Raw genomic sequence first — 15,261 nt, 5'->3', positions numbered from 1 at the left:
TTCGCCGTCCCCCGGGCTGTGCACACCGCAGGGCCCCGCCACCGTACGGGCACGTACGGGAGCGGGGCCCTGCGGCGTGCGGGGTGCGGCTCGTGCGGCCCGCGGGCGGGGCAGCGGTCCGTCCGGTCCGAGCCGCCGGGGTACGGCCGGGAACCCGCCGCGGCGGAGCCGCGCGGCACGGGGGCCCCGGGGGCGGGGCCCCCGGGTTTCGGGAAGGGGCGGGGCCGGGGAACCTCCCGGCCCCCGTCACGGTGCGCCCGTCGTCGGGGCGCGCTCGTCGAGCAGACCCTCCGCGCGCAGGTCGGACCACACGCCGGCCGGGATCTCCACGCCGAACGCGGTGAGGTTGTCCCGCACCTCGTCCGCGCCGCGCATGCCGACCACGACGCCGGCGACGACGGGGTGCAGCAGCGGGAAGGCCATGGCCGCCTGCGGGACCGTCACGCCGTGCGCCTCGCACACGTCCGCGATCCGGTGTACCCGGCGCAGCAGCTCCGGCGCGGCGGGGACGTAGTCGAAGCGGGCCCCGGGCTCCGGGCGGCCGGTCGCCAGCAGGCCGGAGTTGAAGACGGAGGCCGCCAGGACGGCGACCCCGCGCTCGGCACAGGCGGGCAGCAGCTCGTCCAGCGCGCTGTGGTCCAGCAGCGTGTAGCGGCCGGAGAGCATCACCACGTCCGCGTCGGTCTCCCGCACCAGGCGGGTCAGCTTGCCCGGGTGGTACATGCCCGCGCCGATCGCGCCGACCACGCCCTCGGCGCGCAGCTCGGCCAGCGCCGGGTAGCCGTGCCGCAGCGCGTCCTCGAAGTGCTCCTCGGCGTCGTGCAGGTACAGCACGTCGATCCGGTCCACGCCGATGCGGGCGAGGGAGTCCTCGACGCTGCGCCGGACGCCGTCGCGGGAGAAGTCCCACACCCGGCGGTGGGTGGCCGGCACGGCGAAGCCCTCGTCCATGCGCCCGGCCGGGTCCTGGGGCACGAGCAGCCGGCCGACCTTCGTCGACAGCGTGAACTCCGTCCGGGGCTTGCCGCGCAGCAGGTCGCCGATGCGGCGCTCGGAGTGGCCGATGCCGTAGTGCGGGGAGGTGTCGTAGTAGCGGATGCCGCCGTCCCAGGCAGCGGTCAGGGCCTCCGCGGCGGTGGCGTCGTCCAGCGGCGCGAACAGGCCGCCCAGCGGGCCGCCCCCGAAGCCGAGTTCGGTGACGTCGACGCCGGTGGTGCCGAGTCGTTGGGTACGGATGCGGGGGGTACGCATACGGCGGCTCTCTTCCTGCGTGCGGGGCGTAGGCCGGTCAACGAACGTACCGTCTCGCTCCGCCGGCCGGGCGCCCGTCCGGCCGCCCCCGGCCGCTACCGGGGGCCGTACTTCCGGCCCGCGCCCGACGAGACCCGGCCCAGCAGCCCCCGCGGCACCAGCTTCGCCGCCCCCAGCAGCGCCTTGTACCGCGGGTCCGGGATCGACAGCGTCCGCCCCCGCCGCAGGTCCCGCAGCCCCTCCGCCGCCACCCGGTCCGCGTCGAGCCACATCCAGCCCGGGATGTTGTCCGTCGCCATCCCCGCCCGCTCGTGGAACTCCGTCCGGATGAACCCCGGGCACAGCACCATCAGCCGCACCCCGCTGCCCGCCAGGTCCCGCGCCACGCCCTGCGTGAACTGCACGACCCACGCCTTGCTCGCCCCGTACGTCCCGCGCGGCACGAACGCCGCCGACGACGCGACGTTGAGCACCGCGCCCCGCTTCCGCTCCCGCATCGCCGCCGCCGCGGCCGTCGTCAGCCGCAGCACCGCCTCGCAGTGCACCTTCAGCATCGTCAGCTCGTCGGCGACCGGCACCTGGAGGAAGCGCCCCTTGAGTCCGAAGCCCGCGTTGTTGACCAGCAGGTCGACCGGCCGGCCGGGGTCGCCGAGGCGCTCCTCCACCGCCGCGAGGCCCTCTTCCGCGGCCAGGTCCGCGGGCAGCGCCGACGCCTCGACGCCGTGCCGCTCGTGCAGCTCGGCGGCCTGCTCGTGCAGCCGGTCGGCCGTTCTGGCGACGAGCACCAGGTCGTGCCCGGAGGCGGCCAGGCGGCGCGCGAAGGCGGCGCCGAGGCCGGCCGTCGATCCCGTAATCAGCGCAGTCGTCATGCCCGCACGCTAGCGGGCCCGCTCAGTGTCCGGAATGACCTTCGGCATCTCCCGGGGGCCGGCCTGCCTTCCCGCCCGGCTCCACGACGACGAACTGCCCCATCATCCCGCCGTCCTCGTGGCTCAGCAGATGGCAGTGGTACATGTACGGCACGTCGGGGTCGGGCGGTCCGTCGAAGCGCAGGACGATCTTCACTTCCCGGCCGTCCGGTACGTAGACGGTGTCCTTCCGCCCGCGCAGCTCGGGCGGCGGCGGCGCGCCGTCCACTTCCAGCACGCGGAACTGCACGTCGTGGACGTGGAAGTTGTGCGTGACGCCGTCACCGTTGCGCAGGGTCCAGACCTCGGTGGCGCCGCGCTCGACGGTGGCGTCGATGCGGTCCATCGCCATCGGGACGCCGTTGATCCCGCTCATCCGCAGGTCGAAGCCGCGTTCGCGGGAGGCGTCGGCCGGGTCGGGGAGCTCGACGTCGACGAGCCGCGCGGGCACCTCGGGCGCGGGGCGCAGGGTGTCCGCGGCCCGCAGCTCCAGCACGTCGAAGGAGTCGTCGCCGCCGGAGAAGCGGGACTGCCAGAAGTCGCCGCCGCCGGGCGGGTGGCTGCGCAGTACGGTCCGCTCGCCGGGCCGCATCCGCACCAGGATCTCGGCGCGTTCGCCGGGGGAGAGCAGGACGCGGTCGGTGCGGTGCGGTGCGCCGAGCAGGCCGCCGTCGGTGCCGATCAGGTCGAAGGCGCGGTCGTCGGCGAAGCCGAAGTCGTAGACGCGGGCGGTGGAGGCGTTGAGCAGCCGCAGCCGGACGAGTTCGTCGCGTACCCGCTGATACGGGGCGAGGGTGCCGTTGACCATCGTCTCGTCCCCCAGGAAGCCGGTGTTCCGCATCATCCGGTGGCCGTGGTCGAGGCGGGAGCCGTCGAAGCGGACGTCCTGGACGACGACGGGCAGGTCGTTCACGCCGTACTCGTCGGGGAGGGGGAGGTCCCGCGTGGGCGCGTCGTCCACGAGGAACATCCCGGCGAGTCCGCGCTGCACGTGCTTCTCGGTCTCGCCGTGCGGGTGCGGGTGGTACCAGAGGGTGGCGGCGGGCTGGTCGACGGTCCAGTGCGGCCGCCAGTCGCCGCCGGCCGCGACCATCTGGTGCGGGCCGCCGTCCATGGCGGCCGGCAGGTGCATGCCGTGCCAGTGGACGGTGGAGGGTTCGTCGAGCCCGTTCTCGACCTCGACGCGGACCTTGTCGCCCCGTTCGGCGCGCAGCGTCGGGCCGAGGTACGTACCGGGCCAGTCCCCGGCGGCGGCCGTCCGGGGGCTGGTGAACCCCCAGGTCGGGGTGGGCTGCCCGGGTCTGAACTCCGTCTCGCCCGCGCGCATCCCGAGCTGGAACACCCGGGTGCCGTCCGGCCGCACCTCGCCCTCCTCCAGCGGCGGTATCCGCAGCTCGTTGGCGAAGTCGACCTTGCCGACCGTGGAGATGTCGGCGCCGGTGTAGAACCAGATGCCGGTGCCGACGGCCACGCCCGCCACCGTGCCCCCCACGGCGGTCAGCGCGAGGAGGACGCGCTTGAGCCGCCGCCGTGTATGCGTCTTCGTCATGTGTCAGATTTTTCTGACGGGTGGGCCCCGGGGGCATCGGGAATCGCACGGGTCCGCCCCGGAGGCGACCCCGAGGGTGATCTCGGGGGGACCCCCGAGGTGCGGCCGGGTCAGGACTGCCGGGCGGCCGCCTTGCGGGCCTTCTCCAGCGACTCCGGATGCAGCGCGTCGGCGGCGGCGAGGAGCCGGGGCAGCAGCTCGCGCTCCAGGGTGCTCGCGCGGAACCAGAAGGCGGCCGTCACCTCGTGGTCCGGGCGGTGCTCGACGCGGACCTCGTCCCCCGCGCGTATCTCGCCGGGCTCGATCACGCGCAGGTACGCGCCGGGGCGGGCCGCCTGCGTGAAGCGCTTGACCCAGCCCTGCTCGCCGAGCCAGCCGGCGAACGTACGGCACGGGATGCGCGAGCTGCTGACCTCCAGGAGCAGGTCGGGGCCGATCCGCCAGCGCTCGCCGATCCGCGCGCCGCAGACGTCGACGCCGGCGGTGGTCAGGTTCTCACCGAAGACGCCGTTGGGCAGCTCGCGGCCGAGCTCGGCGGCCCAGATGTCGAGGTCTTCGCGCGCGAACGCGTACACCGCCTGGTGCGTCCCGCCGTGGTGCCGCAGGTCGCCGATGACGTCGCCCGCGACGCCGCTGCCGCCGACGCCTGCGGGGCCGGGCTCCTCGACGCGGACGGGGCCGTCGGCCGGCCGCTTGTCGATGCCGGTGACGAAGCCGGGGGCGTCGGTGAGGCCGGGGGCGGTCTGCGGACGGGCGAGGTTCACGGAGAGCACCTGCATGCCTCGACGGTAACCGGCCGCTCCGACAGCGCTCAAAGCACTTTCCGATCTTCGCGGGTGGCGGGGCGGGAGGCAGCAGGCGGGAGGCGTGCGGCGCGGGTCCTAGGCTTGGGGCATGTTCGACGCCCGCCACCTGCGCGTTCTCCGGGCCGTGGCCGCGGCCGGCTCGTACTCCGCCGCCGCCCGCGAACTCGGCCTGACCCAGCCCGCCGTCAGCCAGCAGATGAAGGCGCTGGAGCAGACCGCGGCCACGCCGCTGCTCGTGCGCGCGGGCCGGGAGCTGCGGCTGACGGAGGCGGGCGAGGCGCTCGTCCGGCACGCGGGCGGGATCCTCGCGGGGCTGGCCGCGGCGGAGGACGAGGTCGCGGCGCTCGCGGGGCTGCGGGCGGGGCGGGTGCGGCTGGTGTCGTTCCCGAGCGGAAGCTCCTCGATCGTGCCGGGAGCGCTGGCGGCGATGCGCGCGGCGCACCCGGGGACGCGGGTCTCGCTGGTGGACGCGGAGCCGCCGCGGTCGGTGGAGATGCTGCGGGAGGGGGAGTGCGAGATCGCGCTGGCGTTCCGCTACCCGTCGGCGGAGCCGGGCGCTCCGGGGTACGGGGACGGGGCGGACGGCCCCGGCGCCGCGGCCGATGGCGGTGACGGCGGCGGCGCCGGGGGGCCGGCCGGCGACGACTGGGACGGGCTCGTCGTCCGGCCGCTGCTCATCGACCGGCTACTGTGCCTGACGCCGGCGGACCACCCAACCGCGGCCGCCGGCCGGGTCGAGCTGGCGGAGCTGGCCGCCGAGCCGGTGATCGCGGGCTGTCCGCGGTGCCGGCGGCACCTGGTGGCGCTGTGCGAACGGGCCGGCTTCGCGCCCCGTATCGACTTCGCGACCGACGACTACCCCGCCGTCGTCGGCCTCGTCCGCGCCGGGCTGGGGGTGGCGGTGCTGCCCGGGCTCGCGGTGCGCGCGGTCCCGCCGCGGGGCGTGGCCACGGTGCCGCTGGTGCCGGCGGCGCGGCGGGAGGTGGTGGCGCTGACGCTGCCGGACCTGGCGCGGGTGCCGGCGGTGGCGGCGATGCTCGGCCACCTGGCGACGGCCGCCGCACCTGCGGAGGCCGCCGGGGACACGGCGGGCACCGGGCACGCGGCGGGCACCGGGGACGGGGACGCCGCGGCGGCCGCGGCGCCGTCCCCGTAGCGCACCTGCTCAGTTGTGGGGCGCGGGCGTCCGGTGCCGGGCGCGGCCCAGCAGTTCCTCGCGCTCGTCCTCCGTCAGCCCGCCCCACACGCCGTACGGCTCACGCACCGCCAGCGCGTGCGCCGCGCACTCCGCGCGCACGGGGCAGCGCATGCACACCTCTTTGGCGGATGCTTCCCGCGCGCTGCGGGCGGCACCCCGCTCCCCTTCCGGGTGAAAGAACAGCGAACTGTCGACACCGCGGCACGCCGCGACGAGCTGCCAGTCCCACAGGTCGGCGTTCGGTCCCGGCAGACGGGAGAAATCAGCCATTTTGTATCACCTTGGAAGCGCCGCGGAAGACCCCTAACGGTCGCGACACTACCTCTCCGGGCTTACTAGATGTAAATAGTACTCATAGGGAAAATGGAAAATAGCTGTTCAGAGCGGAATGAATTGGTGCATTCGGGTCACGAGGCGGCGCGGCGCCGCGACTCCTCCCCGGTTCCGGCTCTGTGACCGATTCCTCACGTAGAGTGGCGCCGTGTGCGGCCCCCGTCCCCGTCGCGACCCGTGGCGACAGCCGTCGCAACAGGTGCCGGGAGCCCCCGTAACTCTTTCGGGTGACCGTCGTTGAGAGTGCGGAAGCGGTTGACCGCGAGTGCGTTCGTCCCGGGCGCACCCGACGCGCGGTCGACCGCCGAAGGTGACGATACGTACCAGCCCTGGAGGCTCAAGGTGACGCGCATCAGCTCCGGAGGGCGGCCATGACTTCCGTCCTCGTTTGCGACGACTCCCCACTCGCCCGAGAGGCGCTGCGCCGCGCGGTCGCGACCGTACCCGGCGTCGAGCGCGTGACGACGGCGGCTAACGGCGAGGAAGTGCTCCGCCGCTGGGGCGCCGATCGTTCGGACCTGATTCTGATGGACGTACGGATGCCGGGCCTCGGCGGCGTCGAGACCGTGCGCCGGCTGCTCTCCGCCGACCCGGGAGCGCGGATCATCATGCTGACCGTGGCCGAGGACCTCGACGGCGTGGCCCTCGCGGTCGCCGCCGGCGCCCGCGGCTACCTGCACAAGGACGCCTCCCGCGCCGAGCTGCGGGCCACCGTCACGCAGGCCCTCGCCGACCCCACGTGGCGGCTCGCGCCCCGGCGGCTGCGCTCCACCGAGATGGGCGCCGCGCCGACGCTCACGGCGCGCGAGATCCAGGTGCTCGAAGGGATGAGCCACGGGCGGTCCAACGCGGAGATCGGCCGCGAGCTGTTCCTCTCCGAGGACACCGTGAAGACCCACGCGCGCCGGCTTTTCAAAAAGCTCGGCGCGTCCGACCGGGCGCACGCCGTGGCGCTCGGGTTCCGCTGGGGTCTCGTACGCTGACCTGCCGCGCGTCCGCCGCGCCGGGGCTTTCCGCCCCGGCTCTGCACACCCGCCCCGCACCCGGCGGCGGGCCCGCGGGCGGGGGCCGCGGGGCGCGGGGCGGCCCGGTTTCGCGCGCGAAGGCGCATGCTTGAGGCATGGGTTCTTCGGAACGACGCGCATCGGGCACAGCGGAATCCCGGACGGGGCGGCGAAGGGAGGGCGCTCGTGGTGACTGTCCGCGCAGTGGCGCATAACGCTTCGGTCTACAACGACGGCCGCGATGCCGCGGAACGTTCGGCGGCGAGGCACCATGGACGGATGCGCGGCAACGAGACCACTGTTTCCCAGACGGCCGAAAGGCCGGGCGAGATCAGGGGCCTCGTACAGCTTGCCGCCGGCGGGGACGAGCGCGCGACGCACGATCTGCTGGCTCACGTGCACCCGCTGGCGCTCCGCTATGTTCGCACGCGGCTGCACCGGTTGCCGGGCGACGCACGGCACTTCGTCGACGATCTCGCCCAGGAGGTCTGCATCGCGGTGCTCTGCGCGCTCCCGCGCTACCGCGACACCGGCCGCCCCTTCGAGGCGTTCGTCTTTGCCATCGCCGCGCACAAGGTCGCGGATCTCCAGCGGGCCGCGATGCGCGGCCCCGGCTCCACCGCCGTGCCGTCCGACGAGATGCCGGAGCGGCCGGACGACTCGCTGGGGCCCGAGGAGCAGGCGCTGCTGAGCAGCGACGCGGAGTGGGCGAAGCAGCTGCTGGCGAGCCTGCCGGCGAACCAGCGGGAGCTGCTGCTGCTGCGGGTCGCGGCGGGCTTCAGCGCGGAGGAGACGGGGCGGATCCTCGGGATGACGCCGGGCGCGGTGCGGGTGGCGCAGCACCGGGCGCTGAGCAGGCTGCGCGCGCTGGCGCGCCAGTAGGGCGTACGCACCGGGCCGGGCGCGGCGGCGCCGTCCCGTACGGTCCGAAGACCCTCCGGCCGGCGGACTTCGTACCTGCGTGCGCCGGTCACCAGCCCCGTTACGGACCTGCCCGGCGCGCCGTTACCATGGTCAGTCCCATCGGGCAAGACCCACCGGAAGGGTGTCATGACAGAGCGCGCCGCCGACGTCCCTGACAAGTTCGCCACCATCGGGCTCACCTTCGACGACGTGCTGCTGCTGCCCGGCGCCGCCGACATGGCCCCGGGCGAGATCGACACGGCCAGCCACGTGTCGCGGAACGTCCGGGTGAACATCCCGCTGCTCTCCGCCGCCATGGACCGGGTCACCGAGTCCCGGATGGCGATCGCCATGGCCCGCCAGGGCGGCGTCGGCGTGCTGCACCGCAACCTCTCCATCGAGGACCAGGCCAAGAAGGTCGACCAGGTCAAGCGCTCCGAGTCCGGCATGGTCGCCGACCCGATCACCATCCGCCCCGACGCCACCCTCGCCGAGGCGGACGCGCTCTGCGGCCGGTTCCGTATCAGCGGCGTGCCGGTGACCGACGAGGGCGGCCGCCTGGTCGGCATCGTCACCAACCGGGACATGGCCTTCGAGCCGGACCGCAGCGTCGAGGTCCGGTCGATCATGACGCCGATGCCGCTGGTCACCGGCCGGGTCGGGATCTCCGGCGCGGAGGCCATGGAGCTGCTGCGCCGGCACAAGATCGAGAAGCTGCCGCTGGTCGACGACCGGGACGTGCTCAAGGGCCTCATCACGGTCAAGGACTTCGTGAAGGCCGAGAAGTACCCGAACGCCGCCAAGGACGACGAGGGCCGCCTGCTGGTCGGCGCGGCCGTCGGCGTCGCGGGCGACGCGTACGAGCGGGCGCAGGCGCTCGTCGAGGCGGGCGTCGACTTCATCGTCGTGGACACCGCGCACGGCCACTCGCGGCTCGTCGCCGACATGGCCGCCAAGATCAAGTCGAACAACGCGGCGGTCGACGTCGTCGCCGGCAACGTCGCCACCCGCGACGCCGCCCAGGCGCTCGTCGACGCGGGCGTCGACGGCATCAAGGTCGGCGTCGGCCCCGGCTCCATCTGCACCACCCGCGTGGTCGCCGGCGTCGGCGTCCCGCAGGTCACCGCGATCTACGAGGCCGCGCTCGCGGCCCGCGACGCCGGCGTCCCGGTCATCGGCGACGGCGGCCTCCAGTACAGCGGCGACATCGCCAAGGCGCTGGTCGCCGGCGCGGACACGGTGATGCTCGGCAGCCTGCTGGCGGGCTGCGAGGAGTCGCCGGGCGAGCTGCTGTTCATCAACGGCAAGCAGTTCAAGTCGTACCGCGGCATGGGCTCGCTGGGCGCGATGCAGTCGCGCGGGGGCAGCAAGTCGTACTCCAAGGACCGCTACTTCCAGGAAGAGGTCAAGAGCGACGACCAGCTGATCGCCGAGGGCATCGAGGGCCAGGTCCCGTACCGCGGCCCGCTCGCCTCCGTGGTGCACCAGCTGATCGGCGGGCTGAAGCAGTCGATGTTCTACGTCGGCGGGCGCACCGTCCCCGAGATGAAGGACCACGGCCGGTTCGTCCGCATCACCTCCGCGGGACTGAAGGAGAGCCACCCGCACGACATCCAGATGACGACCGAGGCCCCGAACTACTCCCGCCAGGGCTGACCGGACGGACCGGGGGATACTGGGGCGGCAGCAACCGTCTGGAAAGGGCAGCTATCCGTGACTGAGATCGAGATCGGCCGGGGCAAGCGCGGGCGCAAGGCGTACGCCTTCGACGACATCGCCATCGTGCCGAGCCGGCGCACCCGGGACCCGAAGGAGGTCTCGATCGCCTGGCAGATCGACGCCTACCGCTTCGAGCTGCCCTTCCTCGCCGCCCCGATGGACTCCGTCGTCTCCCCGGAGGCGGCCATAAGGATCGGGCGCCTGGGCGGGCTCGGGGTGCTCAACCTCGAAGGGCTGTGGACCCGTTACGAGAACCCGGAGCCGCTGCTCGCCGAGATCGCCGGGCTCGACGAGCACGACGCGACGCGGCGGATGCAGCAGGTCTACGCGGAGCCGATCAAGGAGGAGCTGATCGGCCGGCGGCTCGCGGAGGTCCGGGAGTCCGGCGTGGTGACGGCGGCGGCGCTGTCGCCGCAGCGCACGGCGCAGTTCTCCAAGGTGGTCGTGGACGCGGGGGTGGACATCTTCGTCATCCGCGGCACGACGGTCTCGGCGGAGCACGTCTCGTCGGCCGCCGAGCCGCTGAACCTCAAGCAGTTCATCTACGAGCTGGACGTGCCGGTCATCGTCGGCGGCTGCGCGACGTACACGGCGGCGCTGCACCTGATGCGCACGGGCGCGGCGGGCGTGCTCGTCGGCTTCGGCGGCGGCGCGGCCCACACCACGCGCAACGTGCTGGGGATCCAGGTGCCGATGGCGACGGCGGTGGCCGACGTCGCGGCGGCCCGCCGGGACTACATGGACGAGTCCGGCGGGCGGTACGTGCACGTCATCGCGGACGGCGGCGTCGGCTGGTCCGGCGACCTGCCGAAGGCGGTGGCGTGCGGGGCGGACGCGGTGATGATGGGCTCCCCGCTGGCGCGCGCGACGGACGCGCCGGGGCAGGGGCACCACTGGGGCATGGAGGCCGTCCACGAGGACGTGCCGCGCGGGAAGGTGATGAACCTGGGCGCGGTGGGCACGACCGAGGAGGTCCTGCTGGGCCCGTCGCACACGCCGGACGGTTCGATGAACTTCTTCGGCGCGCTGCGCCGGGCGATGGCGACGACGGGGTACTCGGAGCTGAAGGAGTTCCAGCGGGTCGAGGTGACGGTGGCGCGCTCACGCTGAGCGCGCGGCGACGCCGGGGGCGGGTGGCGCGGTACGCGCCGGAGCCGGTCACCTCGTAGGTGACGGCGTAGGCCCGCTCCGATAACCCGTCGTCCTCGTCTCCGCCGCTGATCCACAGGAAGAGCCTCATCCCGACGCCGCCGAGGGGCACCGCCCCGACCCCGAACAGGAGGGCAGTCCCGTGGGGCCGGGGGGTGCGTTCACGAACCGCCGCGGCGGTCCCGGACTTCTCCTCGCCGCCGCCCAAGCCCGGGACCACCGTCAGCGTGCGATGGCGCGGCGGGATCGGCACGAGCGGGCTCCTCTGCGGCGCGTACGGTCCGGACCCGCAGTGCTTAACCCCCGCCCGCGGCCACATGCAAGTCAGCGGACACCCAACCCAATTCCGACTAGTCGCCCTTGTCTCGCAATCCGCGGCATCTGAGAACAGAGGTCAGCTCCCCGGAACCGGTACGCGGCAGCGGATCTGCTTGCCGATCGGCGAGCGGACCACGTGCCACCCCGGGGCCAGTAAGTCCACCAGCCCCAGCCCGCGGCCCGACTCCGCCTCCGGGTCATCGAGGTCTGCGGCGCTGCGGAGCGGCATCCGCCCGGGCTCCGGGTCGTGGACGTTGACCGCCACCCCGAACGCGGCGACGTTGACCTCCACGACCAGAGGTACGTGGTCGCCGCAGGCCCGGATGGAGTTCCCGGCCAGCTCGGAGATGACGAGTAGCGCGTTCTCGGCCGGCTCGGCGGCAAGCCCGAGCTGGGACAGCGCGGTGGTGGTGAGCTTGCGCAGGCGGCACATACGGGCGGGGGAAGCGTTGAAGTGGACGACGAACCCGCGGCTGCGGTGGCGGGCGTAGAACCCTGGCTCGGACGGGAGTAGTTGGGGCAGGGGTCGGTCGTCGATCCGGTACATGAACGCACCTTTGCCTGGCTCCGTGTGCGACCAACTGGCTTTGCCCGCGTACGACTCGACGGCTGGTCGCGCCTTGACGCGGTTAGGATGCACCCTTGAGGGGCGCATCTTCAAGTTTGAAGGTAAATCTCTCAAGGGTGGCACATTCGTTCCATCGACTTGGAGCTTATTGCGATGTCAAACTGCCCCAATGGCCAACTATCGCGTGCTCCCGACGGTCCGTAGGCGCCGTTTGGGCGACGCATTGCGCAGGTTCAGGACCGAAGCTAATTTCAGCCTGGAGGCAGCCTCGGGGGCGATGGGGTGGGATCCCGCGAAGCTGTCCAAGATCGAGAACGCGAAGGGGCGGATCCGTCCGGCAGACGTCGAACCGCTGCTAGCGGGCTACGGTGTCGTGGACCGTGTGACGGTGACGGCACTCACAATGCTTGCTGAGGACGCCCAGAAGACAGGTTGGTGGCAGACCTACGGGGACGTTCCCGCGCAGACCTACCGGGATTACATCAGCGTCGAGTCCGACGCGGTGAGTGCGCGCATCTGCACCCCGGCGATCATCCCCGGTCTTTTTCAGACCGGCGAGTACGCCCGTGAGATCATCACCGCTACGACCATCACCCGGACTCCGGAGGAGATCACGGCCCTTGCCGAGATCCGCAAGGCGAGGCAGTCGGTGCTTACCCGCCCGGACGACCCCTTGCGATTCTGGGCGGTGATCGGTGAGGCCGCGCTGCGTCAGCGGTTCCTCTCGCGTCCGGGCCTGATGCGCAGTCAGCTGTTGCACCTGCTGGACATGACCGAGCTTCCGCACGTGACCGTGCAGATCATCCCCAGCACCACCGCACCGAACCCGGCCATGGTCGGCGTCTTCACCCTCTTCGAGTTCCCGGCGCCCTGGCCCGCCGTCGTGAATACCGAGAACCTGCGTGGCGGCCAGTTTGCGGAGGATCCCGACGAAGTGAAGATCTTTGAGCAGGCCTTCGAGCGCGTCACCATGGCAGCGCTCCCCGCCGAGGAATCGCGGCAAGCCGTCAAGGCCATCATGGAAGGACACTAGCGTGACTGCCAAGACAAGCCTGTACAAGATCGACCTCGATGGACTCGCCTGGCGCAAGTCCTCCTTCAGCGAGACAGGCGAAAACTGCGTGGAAGTCGCCGAACTGCCCGGCGACGCGCGAGCCGTACGTGACTCGAAGAACCCGGAGCGAGAGCCGCTGCGGTTCACGGCGGCGGAGTGGGCGGCGTTCCGGGCCGGCGTGATAGCCGGAGAGCTCTGAGGTCCGTAGGTCGTCTGGGCTGGGCAGGGTTGTGTCTCGTGGTTGGCGTGTTTTCGCCCTCCGTGGGAGAGGTCTCGGCGTGGGGCGGGCGCGTGGCTGTTGGTGGGGTGGTGGTAGGGCGTTGACGTGGGGATTGTGTTGAAGCTCTAGGCGTGTGTCACGTTACGGTGTGTCGCTGCCTGAGTGCTTTTTGTCTCTGTTTGCTCGCTTATCGGTGTGTGGTTGACAGGTGCATTGTGGTCCGTTGAGGATCGGCGGCACCCCCCATGCGAGACGTGCGTTGTGCTGGCCGGGTATTCGCCCGGCCGGTTATTCGGCGTGCCGTTTTCCGTGTGCGAGTTCGTGCGTGGGATTGGCGTGGAGGGGTTGCGGGATGAGGGCTCGGCTGGGGCGGTTCGTTTCGTCGGTTGTGGTGGCGGCGTTGATGGTGGTGCTGTTGCCGCAGCCGGCTTTTGCGGCGGGTTCCACGCCGGGTGTGGGCGGGTTGGTGAATACGGTCACCGGCTGGTTCACCGATGACGGTGAGGGGGAGGGCGACGGGCCGCCGTCGAGCGACAGCCGGGCGCCGGCGAGCCGGGAGAAGCTGGGTGCGGGGAAGGCGGAGCCGGCGCCGGAGCGGGTGAGGGAGCTGGCCGGGCGGCGGACGCCTCAGGCGCGGTTTTGGCGGTTGTCGGATGGTGGGGTTGAGGCGGAGCTGGCGGCGGCGCCGACGTCGTTTAAGACGCGTGGCGGTTCGTGGAAGCCGATCGACACCGCGGTGACGAAGACCGGCGCGAAGGGTTTCGCGTACGCCAACACCAGCAACCTGGCCAGGAGTTTCTTCGGCGATACGCCTGGGCGGTTGCTGAAGGTGGAGGGGGAGCTGGGCCAGTCGGTGACGTTCGGCCTGAAGGACGCGGACGGGCCGCTTACGCCGCGGGTGGAGAAGAACACGGTCACCTACCCGGACGCGGTGGGCGGGGCGGATCTGTCGTACCGGGTGGGTGCGGGGGAGGTGAAGGAGGACATCGTCCTGGCCGAGCGCCCGGAGGGTCCGGTGTCGTTCACGTTCACCATGGATGTCACCGACGGGCTGACGCCGAAGAGCCGTAAGGACGGGTCGGTGGCGTTCTTCCATGAGACCCGCCGGTCGCCGGTGGTGGTGATCCCGGCGCCGTTCATGACGGATGCGGCCAAGGACGCTTCCTCTCCGTACGGGCGTGCGTGGAGCCCGGAGGTCACCCAGAAGCTGTCCCGGGACGGGAAGGGCTGGGAGCTGACGATCACGCCGGATGCGAAGTGGCTGGCTGCGGACGAGCGTGAGTACCCGGTGCGGATCGATCCGACGATCACGATTGCGCCGTCGGAGTCGGAGTCGCAGGACGTGATGGTGCTCTCCGATCAGCCGGGGGTGAACTTCGCGCCGGCGTGGAACATGTCGGTGGGCACCAGCGAGACGGGGGTGGCGCGGTCGCTGATCAAGTTCCCGCTGGATGAGATCCCGGCGGGGGTGACGGTGGATGCGGCGCGGCTGAGTCTGTACTTCGACCAGACGCACACCACCGGCGGCAAGAAGATGAAGATCCAGGCGTACGAGGCCACGGGTGCGTGGGATGAGTTGTCGGCGACGTGGGAGAACACCAAGTCGCTGGTGGGGGATCTGTCGGGGACGAAGCTGCAGTTGGACGACGGCCGTGCCGGGACGGCCGGGGTGGGCGACTGGACCCGGGTGGCGGGTGCGGGTTACGAGTCGGACTACCGCTACAACCAGAACGCGGCGACGGGCGAGTCGTACACCTGGCGGCCGCGGATCCACGACAGCGGCACGTATCTGGCGGATGTGCATCTGCCGGGGGTCTCGGACGCGGCGCCGGCGGCGTCGTATGAGGTGGCGCACCGGGGCGGGACGAGTTCGTTCACGGTGGACCAGCGGGGTTCGTCCGGCAGGTGGGTGGACCTGGGTTCGGGGCAGATGTCGTTCGGTGAGGGCACCGCGGGCAGCATCACGCTGGGCGATACGGGGGATGCGGGGTCGAAGACTGTCGCGGATGCGGTGCGGCTGGTCAACCGGGCGGAGGTGTGGAAGGAGGCGGGGGAGTACAACGAGTGGCACAACTTCCCGGTGAAGAACTCGGTGCAGGAGTGGGTCAACGGCTCCCTGCCCAACAACGGTTTCATTCTGAAGGCGTCGGATGAGACCCCCACCGGACCGGACGCGCTCGGCGGGCCCCGGTATGAGTCCTCCGACGCCACCTACTACGGCGGGGAGACCTCGACGATCCCCCGGCTGACGGTCTCCTACGGCCGTATCGGCACGGCGCTT

At 72.1% G+C, this 15,261-nt stretch carries 14 protein-coding genes; 8 read left to right on the top strand and 6 right to left on the bottom strand.

Translation table 11 applies throughout. The annotated features are described in order from the left end of the window. Window positions 1–246 precede the first annotated feature (246 nt). The 4 genes from ACHZ99_RS31820 to ACHZ99_RS31805 all read right to left on the bottom strand — a co-directional run bounded on the left by ACHZ99_RS31820 (window position 247) and on the right by ACHZ99_RS31805 (window position 4,487). Complete coding sequence (locus ACHZ99_RS31820; RefSeq protein WP_420308309.1) at window positions 247–1,251, bottom strand: aldo/keto reductase; 1,005 nt, start codon at window positions 1,249–1,251, stop codon at window positions 247–249. Window positions 1,252–1,346: 95 nt separating this feature from the next. Beyond that, window positions 1,347–2,120 (bottom strand): SDR family NAD(P)-dependent oxidoreductase, encoded by a 774-nt coding sequence (locus ACHZ99_RS31815; protein ID WP_420308308.1) that lies wholly within the window; start codon window positions 2,118–2,120, stop codon window positions 1,347–1,349. A gap of 22 nt (window positions 2,121–2,142) precedes the next feature. Further along, window positions 2,143–3,708 carry a multicopper oxidase family protein gene (locus tag ACHZ99_RS31810; RefSeq protein ID WP_420308307.1) on the bottom strand — a complete coding sequence of 522 codons (1,566 nt, stop codon included), beginning with the start codon at window positions 3,706–3,708 and terminating at the stop codon, window positions 2,143–2,145. A 110-nt stretch (window positions 3,709–3,818) separates the two neighbouring features. Continuing rightward, on the bottom strand, window positions 3,819–4,487 hold the full coding sequence (locus ACHZ99_RS31805) for an MOSC domain-containing protein (RefSeq protein WP_420308306.1): 669 nt from the start codon (window positions 4,485–4,487) through the stop codon (window positions 3,819–3,821). Window positions 4,488–4,602: 115 nt separating this feature from the next. Here ACHZ99_RS31805 and ACHZ99_RS31800 point away from each other — a divergent pair, with 115 nt between their 5' ends. Further along, the gene (locus tag ACHZ99_RS31800) at window positions 4,603–5,670 is read left to right on the top strand and encodes a LysR substrate-binding domain-containing protein (RefSeq protein WP_420308305.1); all 1,068 of its coding nucleotides are present in this window, start codon (window positions 4,603–4,605) and stop codon (window positions 5,668–5,670) included. Window positions 5,671–5,679: 9 nt separating this feature from the next. Here ACHZ99_RS31800 and ACHZ99_RS31795 read toward each other — a convergent pair whose 3' ends face one another. Then, window positions 5,680–5,982, bottom strand: a complete 303-nt coding sequence (locus tag ACHZ99_RS31795) for a WhiB family transcriptional regulator (protein ID WP_420308304.1) — start codon at window positions 5,980–5,982, stop codon at window positions 5,680–5,682. Window positions 5,983–6,416: 434 nt separating this feature from the next. On the opposite strand from ACHZ99_RS31795, the gene ACHZ99_RS31790 reads away from it, so the two are divergent. From ACHZ99_RS31790 to ACHZ99_RS31775, 4 genes are all read left to right on the top strand, one after another. Next, entirely contained in the window at window positions 6,417–7,028 is a 612-nt protein-coding gene (locus ACHZ99_RS31790) for a response regulator transcription factor (RefSeq protein WP_026276081.1), read from the top strand. A gap of 300 nt (window positions 7,029–7,328) precedes the next feature. Beyond that, window positions 7,329–7,931, top strand: coding sequence for a sigma-70 family RNA polymerase sigma factor (locus ACHZ99_RS31785; protein ID WP_420308303.1), 603 nt, complete (start codon window positions 7,329–7,331; stop codon window positions 7,929–7,931). Between the two features lie 168 nt (window positions 7,932–8,099). Beyond that, entirely contained in the window at window positions 8,100–9,608 is a 1,509-nt protein-coding gene (gene guaB / locus ACHZ99_RS31780) for an IMP dehydrogenase (RefSeq protein WP_420308302.1), read from the top strand. A 57-nt stretch (window positions 9,609–9,665) separates the two neighbouring features. Continuing rightward, the gene (locus ACHZ99_RS31775) at window positions 9,666–10,781 is read left to right on the top strand and encodes a GuaB3 family IMP dehydrogenase-related protein (RefSeq protein ID WP_420308301.1); all 1,116 of its coding nucleotides are present in this window, start codon (window positions 9,666–9,668) and stop codon (window positions 10,779–10,781) included. 433 nt (window positions 10,782–11,214) lie between these two features. On the opposite strand, the gene ACHZ99_RS31770 is transcribed toward ACHZ99_RS31775, so the two are convergent. Further along, window positions 11,215–11,685 (bottom strand): ATP-binding protein, encoded by a 471-nt coding sequence (locus ACHZ99_RS31770; RefSeq protein ID WP_420308300.1) that lies wholly within the window; start codon window positions 11,683–11,685, stop codon window positions 11,215–11,217. Window positions 11,686–11,875: 190 nt separating this feature from the next. On the opposite strand from ACHZ99_RS31770, the gene ACHZ99_RS31765 reads away from it, so the two are divergent. From ACHZ99_RS31765 to ACHZ99_RS31755, 3 genes are all read left to right on the top strand, one after another. Next, complete coding sequence (locus ACHZ99_RS31765) at window positions 11,876–12,739, top strand: helix-turn-helix domain-containing protein (protein ID WP_420308299.1); 864 nt, start codon at window positions 11,876–11,878, stop codon at window positions 12,737–12,739. Between the two features lies 1 nt (window position 12,740). Beyond that, complete coding sequence (locus tag ACHZ99_RS31760) at window positions 12,741–12,959, top strand: DUF397 domain-containing protein (RefSeq protein WP_420308298.1); 219 nt, start codon at window positions 12,741–12,743, stop codon at window positions 12,957–12,959. A gap of 244 nt (window positions 12,960–13,203) precedes the next feature. Further along, window positions 13,204–15,261: DNRLRE domain-containing protein (locus tag ACHZ99_RS31755; RefSeq protein ID WP_420308297.1), on the top strand; the 2,058-nt coding region annotated here is incomplete at its 3' end.

This window comes from Streptomyces sp. MAR4 CNX-425 (assembly GCF_048656465.1).
In the GTDB taxonomy this organism is placed as follows: Bacteria; Actinomycetota; Actinomycetes; order Streptomycetales; family Streptomycetaceae; genus Streptomyces.
The sequence above is the reverse complement of the archived record's forward strand: the minus strand, read 5'-3'. Positions and strand labels throughout refer to the sequence as shown.